Raw genomic sequence first — 17,420 nt, 5'->3', positions numbered from 1 at the left:
CGCTTTATCACGGATAAATTATCGACCGAAAAAGTGTTTAGATTTCAAGCAACCAGCGATTGTCTTTAAAGAAATGGTATTGGCTGCTTGATATTGGCGAGTGTCGCACTTCGCAGTTGAATTCGGGAGAAAACAACTTAAATTTATAGATGAAATAATTTCAAATAGCTAAAAATTACATATGATAAACGCAATAAATAATCGCATTATGCCATCAACGTTACCGAATACCCCTACACCAAACAAGATGAATGATATTAAGCTCGAGATAGGAAATAAAAAATAATCGAGATTTACAAAACAAAAAGCCCTTACGAAAAGGGCTTTTTGAAATAACGCATGCTTTACTGATTAATCATCACCGCCTTCATCAATACTTCAGTGGTGTATTTACCATTATTAATCACGGGGAAACGATCATAGGTCTGGAAAATCACCTTGTCCTGGTACTTGATCATAGCCACTACGCCATAATTAATACGTTTATCGATTGATTGCGCGGGTAATAAGAACTTAAATGGCACAGGCGCTCGGGCGATATTAAAGCTTTTTTGAGCAATAATGGCCCCTGGAGTATTCAAATCGATAATGGCAATAGTAATTTCACTGCCTTGTGGCAAGATAATTTTCTCTAAATAACCCGCCGCACCATTGATGATAATGGGTGGTTCAGGTTGTACCGTTACGCAACCAGCCATCGTCAATGAGCTTAAACAGAATAGAATAAATATTTTTAATTTCAGTAACATATTAGCTTCCTTTTACCATACGGATCAGCCCCTCTTGGGTCGTCGATGCGACAAGCTCGCCCTGCTGATTAAAAAATTGTCCTCGGACATACCCACGCCCCCCACTGGCATTTGGGCTATCGATACTATAGAGCAACCATTCTCCCATATTAATGGGTCGGTGGAACCACATCGCATGATCTATGGTTGCCATGCGGATGCCCGGGGTTAAAAACGACACGCCATGGGGCTGAGCCGCCGTGACTAAAAAATTAAAGTCGGAGGCATAGGCTAGTAAATATTCATGGATATGACTATCTGTTGGCATTGCACCATTCGCCCTTAACCACACATAGCGATATGGCTCGGTTTCTTTAGGTGCGAAGGGATGCAGAGGGTTGACTAAGCGCATCTCAATTGGCGCGTCTTCCATAAACTTTTCAAGGATCCTTGCTGGGACTTTGTCCCTTAAGGTCATAGCCAACTCATTTTGATTTAATAAACCTTCAGGGCCAGGCACCTGCGGCATCTGTGCTTGATGTTCAAAACCCACCTCGGGTTCTTGGAAGGAACAGGTCATATGAAAAATCGGCCGTCCCTTTTGTATTGCACTCACCCGCCTAGCACTAAAGCTGCCCCCATCGCGCATATTTTCAACTTCATACACTATGGGTAACTTCTCATCTCCTGCGCGTAAAAAATAAGAGTGAAGCGAATGCACTTGGCGCTCAGCTGGTACGGTTTGCTTAGCCGCGCTCAAGGCCTGTCCCATGACTTGCCCACCAAACACATGCCCAAATCCTAGGTCTTGACTTTGACCGCGAAACAGCCCGATTTCGATTTGCTCAAGGGATAATAATGATAAGAGATCGTCTAATACCTGACTCATGGGATCCTACGGAAAATTAGCAATGAATACACAAGGGTAACTCAGTTCGACTAGGGCTGACCAGTAGGGAGTCACTTGGCATGGTGTTTGTTAACAATTTAACAAAACGCACGCCGAACTACTCAATTTTTATATGATGCTCAAGAGCGCTCTGTTTTGACCAAGCCAACACTTTATCCTCACCACAGGAATGTAAATTAACCGGAAAGGCATTATGAAGTTCTGACCAATATTTCACGAGTTTATCGGGCGTACATTGTCCCTCACTAAAGTAGATAGACTGGAACTCAGCGAATCTGCCGTGGCTGACACTGCCAGCGCCCGCCAATAAATGCTGACCATTAGGGGCCTTTGGACTCACTAAAAACGCCACGGTCGCAGTCAGCGTATCAAAGCAAAATAGCTGTTGAATCGCAGGAGCTAAATGCTTTCGAGTCATAGCCGTTAATGCCTGAGGGCATAAGCTATTGATATAAATGTTATATTGCTCGCCCTCTATCGATAGGCTGTTTACCATTCCCACTAAAGCCATCTTGGCGGCACTGAATGCGACTTGGTGTAAATCACCAAAGAGTGCCGAAACCCCCGTTGTCATCAAAATGCGGCCATAACCCTGTGCTTTCATCGCTGGCCATATTGCTTGAGTCAGATAAAAACTGCCATTAACATCAACGTCAAACTGCCGCTGCCACTCAGCTTGTTGAATATGCTCAAAAGGACGAGCACCATAAACACCGGCATTATTGATTAATATATCCACGCCCTGCCAACATTGAAGCAAGCTATTCACCATAGTCTGAACATCCATCTGTTGACTGACATCCACCTCAAAGCAAAGGCACTCGGCCCCGAGTTTTAAAATCGTCTCATGGGTTTGGCGCAATTCATCATTGCTATAGTCAGCATCAGGGTGTTTTTGGCGTTTAGAGGACACCTTAGGTTGGTCGATAAGCACCACTTTGGCGCCCCGCTCTGCCAACATAATGGCATAGGCTCTCCCAAGCCCTGCGCCAGCTCCGGTGATCAACGCCACTTGGTTATCGAAACGCATCCTATCGAATCCTTATCATTGACATAAAGGTGACGTGCTCATTCTCCGGCAGCTAAGCCCGATGACTTGCCTTACACTCAAGGCTCTATCAGCGTTAAGTTACTGGCTTTACCAATGACATACGGGTAAACGGCATAAACTATAAAAGCACAGACAATGTGGATTTTCTTTGACATTGGCGGCAAATCTTTTCCCTAACCGCGAAACATCTGTGCGCCAATTCAAACTCTATTACATGCGTGTATTAGATAGTACTCACTTTAGGGTAATTTCTTGTTATGCTATGGCGCTGTTCACTACTCATTCCTTTTTAGATAACGACTAGACATCATGAATCCTTGGATTTTAGCCATCAGACCTCGCACCTTACCCGCGGCAATCGGTCCCCTGTTAATTGGTAATATTCTGGCGCTGCACCTTGAGCGTTTCAGTTGGTTAATTGCCGTGACATCGATGTTGTGCGCGATTTTATTGCAGATCGCTGTCAACCTCGCCAATGACTATTTTGATTTTAAAAATGGTATCGATACTGCCGAACGTATTGGCCCAGTTCGCGTGACGCAAAGCGGGATGATCCCAGCCTATAAAGTACGTAATGCGATGATCTTCTGCTTATTACTCGCGTTAACAGTAGGTTCCTATTTGATTTGGCACGGTGGTTGGCCAATAGCGATTTTAGCGGCGGCGGCGATTATAGGCGCCCTCGGCTACAGCGGCGGTCCTTATCCTTTAGCCTCACACGGGCTAGGCGAAGTTGCCGCCTTTGTGTTTTTTGGCTTAGTGGCTGTGGTCGGCAGTTATTATTTGCAGGCAGGTGATACTAATTTGAATGCGTGGCTACTTGGCTGTGCGATTGGCTTATTTAACGCCGCCATTATGTTAGTTAACAACACCCGCGATATTCGCACCGACACCCAAGCGGGCAAACATACCCTAGCCGTGAGGATTGGCGAGGCACAGGCCAAAGTCTTGTATCAAGCCTTAATTTACTTACCCTTTGGTTTAGTGATCGCGGGATTCTTACTGGGCATTCTGCCTGGATTACCGGTATTGTTGGCGGGTTTATCTCTGCTTATCGCCCGTAAACTCAGTAGCGATTTCTATGCTGTATCGGGTGAGGCGCTTAATCCACTATTGGGACGCACAGCAAAACTTACTATGATTTTCAGTACCCTATTCAGTGTGGGACTGGTGTTTACCGCTTAAGCTGGAATACCAACATCTCAGAGTTGTCCCCATTACTGAGTAAGAGCCAGCCACCAATTAGCTAGGTTAAAATACAAAAAGGTTCGTCATGATGCGCCAAACGCACAACATGATGAACCTTTTGCTGTTAGGGACAAATTAAGACCAAAGATAAGCCGAGATTGCCGTGTTAAATAACACGCCACTAAATTGATGCGTGGCTTTTGGCGTCTGTAAATGCGCCGCCCCAAAACACACATGTAAAGGAATTAAATGCTCTTCCCTTGGGTGACTAAAACGCGCCTCTGGCGCTGATTGCCAATCGATTAATTGTGCCTTGGCGTGGTTATCGCCTGATGTCACTACATCGGTTAACCAAGTATCAAACGCTTGGCTGCGAGGCAACACCTTAGGATCGCCAGAGAAAAACGCGCGCATATTGTGAAACGACATGCCAGACCCCACAATCAGCACCCCTTGGGTACGTAATGATGCCAATGCTTCACCGATAGCAATATGGGCACTCGGGTCCAAATGCTGCACTAAGGACATTTGCACCACAGGAATGTTGGCCTCAGGATACATCAACTTAAGTGGCACAAAGGTGCCGTGATCGAAGGCGCGTTGATTATCTAGCCAAACCTCAATGCCGCTTGCCTTAAGTAAACTGGCAATGGTTTCGGCAAGCTGCGGCTCACCGGGTGCAGGATAAGAAAGCGTATAAGCCTCAGGGGGAAAACCATAGTAATCGAACAGCATACTAGGATGAGAATGGCTCGACAGTGTCACCTGCGCCTCTTCCCAGTGGGCGGTAACTAAAACAATCGCCTTGGGCGTGGGAATAGTCTCTGCCACCTTGGATAAATATGACCGTAATTCCCGATGATTTGCATCATTGAGTAATGGTAAAGGCCCGCCACCATGGGGAACAAACAGCACTGGCATTTGAGCCGAGTTCGCGTACGTCATAGTAAATGTCTCTTGATTAAACCGTGAGTTGTCACTTGTAAATTAAAACTTGTCTGCGCGGTGGCCAAAATCAGAAAACCGCTTTTATGTCCACCAGCTGACGTTGAAAACGCACTAATCTATCGACGGTTTCATCTAACTTGATGATTAAAAAAAGCAAGGCAGATAATAACAATGCGGGTAGCGCGTTAAGGGTAGCTTCAAAATTAAAGTGGTAATAAATGGCTCCCATCATCACCGACAGTAATGCTGTTGCCGACAGGACTCGAGATTCACGCCAGCCAATACCAATGGCGCCCAGCACTTCAACCACACCGATAAAGTAGCCAAAACCCGTTGGTAAATTCATCACGCTAAAGGGCGCATGGAAAAACGGCACGCTGAGTAACTTACCCATGCCCGAGAATAAAAACACTATGCTCATGGCGAGCGTTACCAAAGCCGCCGCACGATTTAAGGTATTGGCACAGACAAAGAGTTTTTGAGGGTCAGTCTCGGCCGCGGTTTTGTTTTCACTTTTGGCAAAACATAATTGATTGATAGACATAACGACCTCATTGCTCATCACTTTTAGACCTAATTCCGTATAAACTCTTGCTAAACAACCTGAGCTCGGGATAAGTAGAGCCGCTGAATAGGCATCTTTTCGGGCCTCTCTGCGTTGCTCTGTCTAACCATAGCTCGCTATGGCATACGACAGAGCGCCTTGATATGCGCAAAAATCTGCGCATTCAGCCAGAAAAAAGATTCCTCTTTTCAAAGAAATCATTTATAGCATTGATTTTGTTTGTTAAATTTAGATTTTTCGACACTCGTTATCCCGAGTTCAGGTTAAACAGTACTCTAAACGCAAAGTAGTGGGCTCATATTTTGTGCCCACTACTGTCATATGGCGAGATTATGCGCCCACAAAAAATAAATAAATATGGAATAATATCTAACATCTTCTAAAATAATTCTTTATTTGTTTAAGGGTATTGCCATGACCTTAGAACAACTGCTGATGTTCAATACCGTCGCCCTCGCTGGCTCGCTAAAGGCCGCCAGTGACAAACTCCATAAGACCCAGCCGGCGATCAGTCAGAGCATTAAACAATTGGAATCCCAGCTAGATGTAGTGCTGTTCGACCGCCAAGGTTATCGATTAGCACTGACCCAAGAGGGACGAAAGCTATTGCAATACGCCCAGCGCGTACTGAATGAAGCGCAGGAAATGCGCCAAGTGGCTAAGCATTTAGCCAAAGGTAACGAGGCCAGTATCACCTTAGCCTTTGAGGCCTCCTTTAATCTTGCTCGAATCTTGCCGATGTTAGAGCGCACACAAAATGAATTTCCACATACACAAATTATTCTTAAACAAGAGTATTTAACTGGGGCACTCGAAGCCCTAAATCAAGGCAAAGCCGATATTGCGATTTCAGCTGGCGGTATTGAGCTGCTTCGCTCAAGCCATTATGAGCTTGGTTATTTATTTTCAGGGAGTTTATTGGATGTTGCTTCCCCCCGTTTACTGAGCCGTTATCCCCACCTAAGTCATGTAAGGCAATTGGTGAACGAGTACCAAATTGTGATCCAAGATACTGGCACTGGCACCGCCAATATCGAATTTGGGGTGCAAGCTGGGCAGCGCCGTTGGTATGTGAATGATTTTTATACGAAGAAAATGCTTATTCAAGGAGGGATGGGATGGGGAAAACTTCCCTATTATATGGTCGAAGAAGCCATCGCAGAAGGAAGCTTACAACAGCTTGAACTACAAGAAAGACAAAACCTGATCCAACTCGATTACTATGTGATGCGGCCGCCCCACTCGCCACTAGGCCCTGTGGCACAGGCGCTATGGGACAATTTAGTGCAACTAGCCGTTAAACCAAGCTGATAATTGACCTCTTTTGATATCACACTATCTGTATATGTAATCTGTATATGTAATCTGAATATGACATTCGTTAATCAGTCATATTTTGAAGGCTGGCTGCCTGGATAGAAGCTAAAAGTTCAGCCTAAAGGAGCACTTAAATAAATGCGCGTGACACTCTCATACGGTTTTCATCATGCTTATTCAGTAAAAGCCTATTGTTGTTTTATCGCGTAATTTGCAGCCGCGATGACGCAATTTTTCCCACATATTACTCAGTCATGCTATCCAACAAGCAATTAACTCAGCGCCGATAATAAATAATTGACCAAAAATCAAACTGCTCGCCTTTGGCAGCGCACCAATCCGGAAACGACTCAGCCACTGCATGAGTGGAATACTCCTCCCAGCAATTTATCATCGACTGGTAATAATCATGCCGGTTTTGCAGCCTTGATTTACTCTCCTGCGTTTGTAATCGCTCGATTAATGTGTGTGCTGACGCTAGTGAGTCTTTTGCTCGTACTATATCGCCCAACAATACAGATTCAGATAAATGGTGGGTCTGAAAATCGACACTGTTTAAATGGGCCAACGCAACTTGAGTAAGACAAATTTCATCGTTAGGCTCAAGCGCCAACGCCCTTTCATAGGAGGCGATATCCTCACCAATATAGCCTAACCATTTGTGGGGAATGGGGTTGTTGGGTTCATCTACCGCCCATTGGGCCAGCACATTTTTGAGCAATACGGTGAGGGGATAAGCGAGTAACTGGTGTGTTTCACGCTGCCAATAACCTAAGGATGATAGTTCTTCAGCTATTTACCTTTGTTTAGTCAAGGATTGGCTCTTACAGTGCGACACAAATGTATTCACCGTCGCAATCGCTTGCTTCTTTAGTCCTTGCTCTTTTTGCAGACAATATTGGCCAAAAAGTTCATACCCCTTCAGAGCCGAATACTGAGTCCCTATCGACTTTAATCCTTCAAAGTTATCGCTATTCCAGTAGTTCATATTGAGACTTGAGTTGGTGAGACCTTCGGGCTGAACAATGCAACCACTCGTATGGAAAAGTACATGGAATAATGCAAACATGGTCCATGTTAATCATGCGCGAAAGCCGAGTGAAGCACGGCCCCAAGGCATAAAAGCAGATTATAGTCTGTAAACCCATCGTGAACCAGATAGTTTAACGCTAAGTGGTTATATTATTTGTCGTTTTACGATAAAGCCTCTGATGTTAATAGGCTCATATTAATAATTAACTCATAATAAAGGGCCTTGCGGCCCTTTATTCACCTTTTAGCTTCGCTAAATGGCTTACTGAATTTCTTGCTTGGCGAGTGCGCGATCTAACTTAGCACGCTCCACTTCAGGCGAGGCTTTAACCGCTTGAATTAAGCCAATTAAATCAGTACCTTCTTCGGCGGCCAGCAGCAATAAGTTATTGTCATTCTGCCAATCAACTTTTAAACCGTGAGTCTTAGCAAAATCATCGGCTGATACACCTGGTTTTAGTTTAACCACTAACTTTCCGGTCATTTCGGCAAAGGGTTTACCCGATTGAGTCACCACTTTCTGCCCTTTAACCAATTGCTTAGCCTGTTTAACCCCAGTCTCAGTTTTAACAAAGTAGGGTGTATCTAAACCGAGAAACTCGGCACGGCTCACTTGAATACCTTTAGACTCAGCTTGAGGTTCAGTGAGTTCGATCTTGTCATGTGCCATTACTTGAACTGACAGTGAAAGTGCAACAGCTACTAATGATAAATTTAACGCTTTCATTGGTTACTCCTTAAGATGCAGACTTGGCGGCATGGCCATGGAAACGAATTGACCAACCTTTCAGTTTGCCATCGGCTTCGTTAGGGATTGAGATATAGCCTTGATCGTATTTAACAAATCGATAGCTACCGCTATTCACATCAATCAGCTTGATTGTCCATTCACCTTTTGATGATTCGCCATAGAAAGCATTTGATAACATAGGTGTTGCATCATAGCCTTTAACAAGATCATCCGGATCATTCTTATCCATCACCCCTTGATAAACTAAACCGTTATAAGGTGTCATCAACACACTCTTAGTACCTGCAGGCGAAATCAGCTCTACCGCTAAATCAGGTAGACGCAGGTGATCGGCAGTCAGCTCAATTTGCACGGCTTCAATCACTAAATCGTCAGCGACTACTTGGGTATCCGTCACGCCATTAATATCGGCATCGGGAATCGCTTTGGTGAGCGCTGCGCTTGCTTGCCACTCGGTTACGACATAGTCGCCTAAGTCCTGTGCATAGGATTTGGCGAGCTTAACGGCTTCAGTTAAATTCACTCGACCAAAACCATAGAGGTTATGGAATGAAAAACCCGCCGCGTTTTGTAACCAACTAGGGATAGCCGCATACACTGGCGCACCTTCACCCTCACCAATGGTCACGGTTTTAGGCGCAATATCCGCATCAACTTTAGTAGCGGTCTTCGCCAAAATATAGCGAATATCACGCCAAGTGAGATCTGGATTAGCACTCATAATGACGGCGACAGCTCCCGAAGTGTTAGGTGCCGCAGACGAGGTACCGTTCATTGTCGATGTGTAATCACAATTGGGGTTTAACGGGTTTAAACCACCGTGGAATGGCGTGCTTGGTCTATCTTCAGCGATTGCTGAGCCCTTCACACATCCCATAAAGTCGGTTGTAACAATCGCAGGATCATTATCACCATACTCACCACCAGGTGCTGTGACAAAAATATTCGAGCCCACGGATGAATAGCTAGAAAGTTTACCCTTAGCATTAATTGCACTAACAACTAAGTTATAAACGTTAGCATTGTCAGAGGACATGTTGGAATTATGGAAAGGTAAGCCGTGGTTAGCGGGATTTTCCGTCGTTGCCGTGAAGTAATCTCCCGGTAACCAGAAAGTACGGAAACGATAGTAGTCATACCCATTACCCGCGGACTTAACGAAAATACTGCCTTTGCCATCGAAGCTTTGCGTTGCAATATCTTGATAAACTTCGGTTTCATCCTCATCAAACCCATGAGGGAATGGCACGCTGTAACCATAGCTTTGGTTAAAAACGCGTGCACTATCGCTATAGGCACTGGCACCGTGGGATTTAGCAAAGTTTTCAAATGTTTGTACGTTTGTCACTTTACCCGTTGGATCTTCATCTAAAAAGTTAAAGCCAATTAATTTTGCCTTAGGTGCCACACCGCGACCACCAATACCGTTCCAACCTTCTGCAGCAATAATCCCTCCTACTGCTGTACCATGAGCTGCTGTAGCAGACCCAGAGAAAGGTGTTGGATCAACAGTACCTGTAATTAAATTGTATGAACCACCATTTACAGTGTTATTTGTTAGATCTGGATGAGCAATTTCTAAGCCGCTATCGACCACCGCGACAATCACGCCTTGTCCCATAGCATTATCTGAAATTGCACCGCTCACATTCATATCTTCACCGGCAACACCGCGGTTAGCCGCAAAAGCATTCTGCCCAGTGTTTTTTAAATGCCATTGGTAGGTAAAGAGTGGATCGCCATGCTTAATATTGATTGTCAGATTGGCTTCAGCCTGTAATTGGCCATCGGAGACTTTGAACCGAATCACCTCAGTCCCTTCATTGGCATCAGATGCATAGGTAAATTCACCCGTGCTTTTATTGACTAGCGTAAAGGTGCCGAGTTTGAGATCAGCAGGGTCCACTAAAGAATAAGTTAAACCACCTTCGGCATCCGTCCCCTCAAGTTTTCCAGTAAAAAGAATCGACTGTGACACATCAACAGTCATATCCGCTGTGGTCGGGGCAGTATTCACTTTAGGCACAGGTGCCGGAGTCTTCTTATCATCGCTCCCACAGCCAGCCAATAAGGCCGCCGTGATGCTTAATGCAACAATGGACATACGCATAATAGACATTCCTTCTTCTCATTACTTATTACAACTTAATTTGGCGTGATAATGTTGATTAACATTATTCCGCATTAAGTTCTGTTATTTTAGTTATACCCTATGAACTCTTATAAAATACAAGCATCAAATGGGAAGCAAAGATTTAACACAAAGGAAATAATTATGAAAACAAATATAAACAGAATGAAAGACTGAATAGGTTTATTCGATTATTTTATCAGCAGATAAAATTAAGAACAGATAAAGACAGACAATAAATAAGATATAAAAAAATAGATTAAAAACAAAAAGATAATAATTTTATTTGCTTTTTTTAATTACAAGACAACAAACTGTTTAAATTACATAAATTTTTACATTTTGAATCTTCAAATTCTTTAAAAATATTAAAAAAGCAAAATTAAACCGCCCAAAAATATAGAATGGCGAACGGTTAAACCGTCATATTATTAACATTTACAAAACAAGCTTAAGTTATAAAACAGATACGACCAATAAAAAAGCCCCTATTTCTAGGGGCTATTCAAATTATTTTATCTAGAGTTTAATTAAAACTCTGTTTGTGGCACTCCAATCTAAATGGTATTTCTCACCGGCTGGCTTATCTAAACGCTCAAAAGTATGGGCACCAAAAAAGTCCCGTTGTCCTTGGAGCAAATTAGCTGGCAAGGTCTCACTGCGATAACTGTCGTAATATGCCAGTGCAGAGCCAATGCAAGGCACTGGGATCCCTTGCATAACCGCCGCCGCCACAGCACTGCGCCACGCTGTTTGTTTTTCTGATAAGGTAGTTGCAAAGGTGTCTGCCATTAACAAACAACTTAAGTCAGCATCCGCTTGATAAGCTTGGGTTATCGATTGCAAGAAGGTGGCACGAATAATACAGCCCGCACGCCAGATTTTCGCGATCTCAGCAAAATCGAGTTGCCATTTTTGCTCCTGCGCCGTCATCGCCATCAGTTGGAAACCTTGAGCGTAGCAACAGACCTTAGCGCAATAGAGCGCACTCTCTAAGGCATCGATTAAGGTGGCTTTTTGGTTTTCATCCATCGCAGGAGATAAGGGGCCAGCAAGCTTTTTACTGAGCTCAACACGGAGGGATTTTTGGGTGCTCACCGCGCGCGCATAAACAGCTTCGGCAATGGTGGGAGCCGGACAACCTATTTGTAAACTGCTCACCGCAGTCCAAAGTCCAGTGCCCTTCTGCCCTGCTTTATCGAGGATCATCTCAACTAATGGCTGACCCGTTAGCGGATCCGCCTGTTTGAGCACCTCTGCGCTGATCCCCATCAGATAACTGTTTAAACTGCCCTTATTCCAACGTTCAAACACCTCACCTACCTGTGCAGCGCTCATGCCTAAGCCATCGTGCATTAACTGATAGGCTTCGCAAATCAGCTGCATATCGGCGTATTCAATACCGTTATGCACCATTTTCACATAATGCCCAGCACCCGCAGGCCCAATATAGGTCGTGCAAGGTTCGCCTTCGGTCACCGGATTTCCCGGCTCAAAACGCTCAATCGGCAGCCCCGTTTTAGGGTCAACCTTAGCGGCAATAGCCTTCCAAATCGGCGCAACATGTTGCCATGCGCCAAGATCGCCGCTTGGCATTAATGAAGGCCCAAAACGCGCACCAACCTCACCGCCCGAAACGGCTGAGCTGAAGAAGATAAATTTGCCTTGATAACGCTTTTCGCGTTCAACGGTGTCAGTCCAAAGACTGTTGCCCGTATCGATTACGATGTCATCCGCTTCGATACCAGCAGAAATCAGGGCATGGCATACCCCATCCACAGGCGCACCCGCAGGGACAGATAGCACGAGAATACGGGGATGAGTGAGGCTGGCTAACATTTCTGAAAGATTAGCACAGCCTGTAATACGCAGATCCTGTCCTACACGTTCTTGTTTTTCTTGTTGTAAAACCCCGTTGACTTTAACAGGATCGAGATCGAAGGCACTGACGCGATATTGATTGTCGGCGATGTTTAGCGCGAGGTTTTTGCCCATCACGCCAAGGCCAATCACGCCAATGTCATTAAGATTGCTGTGGTTTTGCATTATATAATTCCCACGGGTCACAGAGGTTAGAAATAACCAATTTGGAGGTGTAATTATATCGGGCTTTGTAACTTAATTACCAGAGACAATAGACGATGCATACGATTGGCAATCTCGATTACAGTCTAAGATGCGTTGTTTTTTCAGGAAAATATTCCTAGATCTCATCAAACATCTTTACCAATCGTATACATCTGGGGCGAGCGCTTCCTTGGGGAAGAGAATTGATTAATGAGCGAGTTTTAAGCCGAGTACGCCAAGCAAAATGAGGATTAAGCTGGCGATTTTCAGCAAGCTCACTCCCTCGCCTAAGAGAATAATGCCCGCAATTGCCGTGCCCATGGCACCTATGCCAACCCACACCCCATAAGCCGTGCCTATCGGCAATTGCTTAACGGCGAGGCCCAGTAGCAACACACTGAACGCCATTGAGAGCAAAGTAAACACACTCGGCCACAAGCGAGTAAAACCATCGGTGTATTTGAGACCGATGGCCCAACCAATTTCAAAAAGTCCAGCAAGTATTAACAGTAACCAGCTCATAGAGAACTCCCATACGGGGTCGTCCCCAAATTGATATCGGCGTATTTAGGGTCGTCCCTAAGCCGTTGTGAAATGTTAATGGGTCAAAAGCAATAAGGATAATGAATGTCCGCAGTACCGCTTAAGATCCGGCGCCTTAATAGTGCACTGTCGACGCAAAGCTCTATTAAGAATGCTGGCTAGACTACCAAAATGTGACGAATAAGGGCAAGTGATCTAAGCATTCGTCTAAATCTAAAATAAGAAAGCGATAATCTAAAAAGACTATCGCTTGCTCTTTTGTTTGACGCTCTTAACTTTTTAAGTCGTTAACTTGAGCCGCTCACTCTAGCCCACTAAAGCATCGGCATAGCCCATGCGGGTTAAGGTCGTGCGGACTAAATCGAGGGTCTGCGGATCTTCAATGGTCGCTGGCGCCGTATATTGCTGATTATCAGCAATTTTACGCATAGTGCCGCGCAGGATTTTACCCGAGCGGGTTTTCGGCAGCTTTTGAATCGCGCTCACCAACCTAAAGGATGCAACGGGACCAATTTCTTGACGAACGAGTGCAATTAACTGCTTATGCAGCTCCTCATCCGTAATAGTCACGCCCTTTTTAAGTACCACTAAGCCTAATGGCACTTGGCCCTTTAATTTGTCATCAACACCAATCACGGCGGCTTCGGCCACATCGGGATGCTGGCACAGCACCTCTTCAAACCGCCCAGTAGAGAGACGATGACCCGCAACGTTAATGATGTCATCAATGCGGCTCATAATGTAGAGATAACCCTCTTCATCCATGTAACCCGCATCTCCCGTGAGGTAATAGCCTGGGTACATAGATAAGTAACTGTCTTGATAACGTTTGTTGTTTTGCCAGAGCGTTGTGAGCGTGCCCGGTGGCAAGGGTAATTTTATCACCACATTACCAGAGACATTCGGCGCCACTTTAGCGCCCAGCTCATCGACCACATCAACTTCGTATCCAGGCACGGGTCGCCCCGGTGAGCCGGCTTTAACCGCAATAGGCGCCACCCCCATTAGATTTGCGGCTACTGGCCAACCTGTTTCAGTTTGCCACCAATGATCGATAACCGGTTTATGTAACTTGTCTTCAGCCCAATGCAGGGTGTCGGGATCGCAGCGCTCCCCAGCCAAAAAGACATTCTTCAAGCAGCTTAAATCAACACCTTGAATAAATTCGCCGTCGGGATCTTCACGCTTAATAGCGCGAATCGCCGTGGGCGCGGTGAAAAAGCTTTTAACTTGATAATTGGCAATCGTACGCCAAAAGGCGCCTGGGTCGGGTGTACCAACGGGTTTGCCTTCATATAACAGCGTGGTCGCCCCCACGAGTAACGGGCCATAAACAATATAGGAATGACCAACAACCCAACCCACATCCGATGCAGCCCAAAACACATCGCCTTGATGAATATCGTAAATATTGGCCATCGACCAAGCTAATGCGACCGCATGACCGCCATTGTCACGCACCACCCCTTTAGGTTGGCCTGTAGTGCCAGAGGTATAGAGCACATATAAAGGATCGGTGGCATTTACCGTGACGCAGTCAACGCTTTCGCATCCTTTAAGCGCGGTCTGCCAATCGGCGTCTCGACCAGTTTGCATCTGCGCTTCATATTGAGGGCGGTTTAAAATCAAGCAATGCTCAACCTTGTGCACCGCTTCATTTAATGCTTTATCTAGTAAGGGCTTATAGGGCACAACCCCTGAAGGTTCAATCCCGCAGGAGGCAGACATTACCAGCTTAGGTTTGGCATCATTGATACGGGTGGCAAGTTCATTGGCCGCAAAGCCACCAAATACCACCGAATGAATGGCGCCAATGCGCGCGCAGGCAAGCATGGCATAGGCCGTTTCGGGTACCATCGGCATGTAAATAACCACCCGATCACCCTTGGTCACCCCCATAGTACGCAAATACCCTGCAAGCCTTGCTACTTGAGCCTGCAGTTCGTGATAGGTAATACTGTATTCGGTTTCGGTTACTGGGCTAACGTAATGAATCGCAATCTGCTCACCACGTCCCGCTAACACATGTCGGTCTATCGCGTTATAACACGTGTTTAACTCACCATCGCTAAACCAATGGTAAAATGGTGCCTCGCTTTCATCTAATATTTGTTTGCTTGGCGTAACCCAATCTAAGGCCTTGGCGGCTTGTTGCCAAAATGCCTGTTTATTCGCAATAGATGTCTGATGTAATTGTTGTCCAACATCTGTCATAAGGCCTCCCATCATGACACTCATCCGTGTCAACACAGATGAAACTCTCCCCTTCCTTCCGAGGTTGATTATGACCTGCCACGCATTATTCCCCCATTAGACTAAGGGATATACTGGGGTTAAAAAATAAATCCGAAGAGATAGACCATCTAACACTTGCCGTGTAGAAGACTTCCACATAATCTTATGTCTTTAATGGATTTTTCACGGAAAGAAATACTCATTATGCGCCGCTTAAGCCAAGTCAAACTCGGTCTACTCCTATTCATCAATCTCGTCAGTACGGCTTGTTTTGCTTCGACACAACAACTTGAAGCATTACTCGAACCCCTGTCTATCGGTGAGCGGGCTAACGTAGATAACACTCAGATCATCAGCGCTAAGTTACTCTCACGGGTCTATCAAGTGCGCCAATATCAAGCGCTCTGGGAGGATAAAGACTATGCAGGCACGCTACTCGATGTAATTAAAAGTGCCGATGAAGAGGGTCTTGCGAAGGAAGATTACCACTATCCCAAGTTGGTCGAACTTTACCAACAACTGAGTGCATCGAATTGGCAAGATGAATATCGCAGTAGTGTATTTGAAGTGCTACTAACCGATGGAATTATTACCTATGCTATTCATTTACTGAATGGCAAAGTCAATCCCAGTATGCTCGGCAAAACCTGGAACTATGATGAAGCTCATCTGGATTTTGATACCACATTAAAACAGCTTGAAGAACACATTAAAGCGCACACTGTGGCCGAGGCGATTACAGGCTTAGCGCCTAAGATTGCGCCATATCACCAGCTTAAACAGTATCTTGCCCAGTACAAAGACTTGGCCGCTCGCTATCCCTTTACCACGATTCCTTATACGGAAGTCATTAAACCCGGTAGCACTTCCCCCTCGGTACAAAGCATTGCCACACGGCTAAAAGAGTTAGGTTACTTAGCAGCAAGCTCGCCAGCGGAGAATAGCGCCGCCGTGAACGAGCCATTAACTTATGACAGCACGCTTGAAGCTGCGGTACGTCAATTTCAAACTGACCACAGCCTTAAGGCCGATGGGGTGATAGGCGCAGGCACAATGGCGGCGTTAAATGTTCCCTATACACAAAGGGTCGAGCAGATCCGCATTAACCTCGAGCGTGCCCGCTGGCTATCAGCCAACTTGCCGGCAAACTATCTGCTGGTTAATTTGGCTGGCTACGAATTATTACTATTTAAAGACAATAACTTAAACTGGCGTACTGACATTATCATCGGCAAAATCGACGCAAAGACGCCATTGTTTAAATCCAAATTAAAATATGTGGTTGTGAATCCCACTTGGACCGTGCCCCGCAGTATCTCCACGGAGATCATCAACCACTTACGTAAAGATCCCGATTATCTGCAAAAAAAGCACTTTAAAGTCGTTGAAGCCTCGGGCACGCCCGTCGATGCTCGCGGCATCGATTGGCACAGTATGACCCGCAAAAACTTTCCCTACTGGTTTGTGCAGGGGCCAGGGGAAGATAACTCCCTTGGTTTAGTTAAATTTATCTTCCCAAACCAATATTCAATTTATCTGCATGATACGCCATCGAAAAATCTATTCGAGCAAACCAATAGAGCCTTCAGTCACGGTTGTATTCGAGTAAAAGATCCTCTAGTGCTCGCCGATAAACTGCTGAGCGCCAATGCGAATTGGTCCAGTGAAACGCTCAATCGCAAACTTGCAGAGGGAAAAACAGAAAACCTGTTTTTAGATCAGCCCTTAGATATTTTGATTATGTATTGGACCGTGACCATCAAAAACGGAAAAATTAAATTTTACAATGATATATACACACGTGACCCGGTACTTATCGAAGCATTAAATCGCCCAACCTATGAGGGTGTGTTAGCCGATGATGGCTTGCTCAATACGTTGGAATAACGGCTTACACGCCTGCCTTAACGCCACCACTTAATAAGTTCTCTTCCCCCGTGGAGCCTTAAGGCAA

At 45.3% G+C, this 17,420-nt stretch carries 14 protein-coding genes; 3 read left to right on the top strand and 11 right to left on the bottom strand.

The features are described 5' to 3' along the window. Positions 1-344: 344 nt before the first annotated feature. The 3 genes from AEA42_RS15790 to AEA42_RS15780 form a co-directional block, all read right to left on the bottom strand. Positions 345-749: a YbaY family lipoprotein gene (locus tag AEA42_RS15790; RefSeq protein ID WP_037425639.1), complete on the bottom strand. Its 405-nt coding sequence runs from the start codon at positions 747-749 to the stop codon at positions 345-347. A 1-nt stretch (position 750) separates the two neighbouring features. Beyond that, positions 751-1,617, bottom strand: coding sequence for an acyl-CoA thioesterase II (tesB, locus tag AEA42_RS15785; protein ID WP_037417495.1), 867 nt, complete (start codon positions 1,615-1,617; stop codon positions 751-753). 118 nt (positions 1,618-1,735) lie between these two features. Next, the gene (locus tag AEA42_RS15780) at positions 1,736-2,668 is read right to left on the bottom strand and encodes an SDR family NAD(P)-dependent oxidoreductase (protein WP_055648232.1); all 933 of its coding nucleotides are present in this window, start codon (positions 2,666-2,668) and stop codon (positions 1,736-1,738) included. A 330-nt stretch (positions 2,669-2,998) separates the two neighbouring features. Here AEA42_RS15780 and AEA42_RS15775 point away from each other — a divergent pair, with 330 nt between their 5' ends. Further along, positions 2,999-3,874 carry a 1,4-dihydroxy-2-naphthoate polyprenyltransferase gene (locus tag AEA42_RS15775; protein ID WP_055648231.1) on the top strand — a complete coding sequence of 292 codons (876 nt, stop codon included), beginning with the start codon at positions 2,999-3,001 and terminating at the stop codon, positions 3,872-3,874. Positions 3,875-4,012: 138 nt separating this feature from the next. Here AEA42_RS15775 and AEA42_RS15770 read toward each other — a convergent pair whose 3' ends face one another. After that, positions 4,013-4,822, bottom strand: coding sequence for a class III extradiol ring-cleavage dioxygenase (locus AEA42_RS15770; RefSeq protein WP_047537255.1), 810 nt, complete (start codon positions 4,820-4,822; stop codon positions 4,013-4,015). A gap of 70 nt (positions 4,823-4,892) precedes the next feature. Next, on the bottom strand, positions 4,893-5,369 hold the full coding sequence (locus tag AEA42_RS15765) for a DoxX family protein (protein WP_055648230.1): 477 nt from the start codon (positions 5,367-5,369) through the stop codon (positions 4,893-4,895). A 435-nt stretch (positions 5,370-5,804) separates the two neighbouring features. On the opposite strand from AEA42_RS15765, the gene AEA42_RS15760 reads away from it, so the two are divergent. After that, positions 5,805-6,701, top strand: a complete 897-nt coding sequence (locus AEA42_RS15760; RefSeq protein ID WP_037417509.1) for a LysR substrate-binding domain-containing protein — start codon at positions 5,805-5,807, stop codon at positions 6,699-6,701. 283 nt (positions 6,702-6,984) lie between these two features. Here AEA42_RS15760 and AEA42_RS22955 read toward each other — a convergent pair whose 3' ends face one another. The 6 genes from AEA42_RS22955 to AEA42_RS15730 form a co-directional block, all read right to left on the bottom strand. After that, positions 6,985-7,416 carry a hypothetical protein gene (locus AEA42_RS22955; RefSeq protein ID WP_231640405.1) on the bottom strand — a complete coding sequence of 144 codons (432 nt, stop codon included), beginning with the start codon at positions 7,414-7,416 and terminating at the stop codon, positions 6,985-6,987. Between the two features lie 585 nt (positions 7,417-8,001). Beyond that, entirely contained in the window at positions 8,002-8,466 is a 465-nt protein-coding gene (locus tag AEA42_RS15750; protein ID WP_055648229.1) for a hypothetical protein, read from the bottom strand. A 10-nt stretch (positions 8,467-8,476) separates the two neighbouring features. Continuing rightward, the gene (locus AEA42_RS15745) at positions 8,477-10,600 is read right to left on the bottom strand and encodes a S8 family serine peptidase (protein ID WP_037417514.1); all 2,124 of its coding nucleotides are present in this window, start codon (positions 10,598-10,600) and stop codon (positions 8,477-8,479) included. A 540-nt stretch (positions 10,601-11,140) separates the two neighbouring features. Next, positions 11,141-12,667, bottom strand: coding sequence for an NADP-dependent phosphogluconate dehydrogenase (gndA, locus tag AEA42_RS15740; RefSeq protein ID WP_055648228.1), 1,527 nt, complete (start codon positions 12,665-12,667; stop codon positions 11,141-11,143). Between the two features lie 228 nt (positions 12,668-12,895). Next, positions 12,896-13,210, bottom strand: coding sequence for a quaternary ammonium compound efflux SMR transporter SugE (gene sugE / locus AEA42_RS15735; protein ID WP_037425659.1), 315 nt, complete (start codon positions 13,208-13,210; stop codon positions 12,896-12,898). Between the two features lie 327 nt (positions 13,211-13,537). Continuing rightward, on the bottom strand, positions 13,538-15,445 hold the full coding sequence (locus AEA42_RS15730; protein ID WP_156312355.1) for a propionyl-CoA synthetase: 1,908 nt from the start codon (positions 15,443-15,445) through the stop codon (positions 13,538-13,540). A 195-nt stretch (positions 15,446-15,640) separates the two neighbouring features. Here AEA42_RS15730 and AEA42_RS15725 point away from each other — a divergent pair, with 195 nt between their 5' ends. After that, complete coding sequence (locus AEA42_RS15725; RefSeq protein ID WP_231640404.1) at positions 15,641-17,353, top strand: L,D-transpeptidase family protein; 1,713 nt, start codon at positions 15,641-15,643, stop codon at positions 17,351-17,353. Positions 17,354-17,420 lie beyond the last annotated feature (67 nt).

This window comes from Shewanella sp. Sh95, from assembly GCF_001308045.1.
GTDB classification, from domain to species: domain Bacteria; phylum Pseudomonadota; class Gammaproteobacteria; order Enterobacterales; family Shewanellaceae; genus Shewanella; species Shewanella xiamenensis.
Note: the sequence above shows the minus strand (reverse complement) of the source record. Positions and strands in the feature narration are given on the sequence as shown.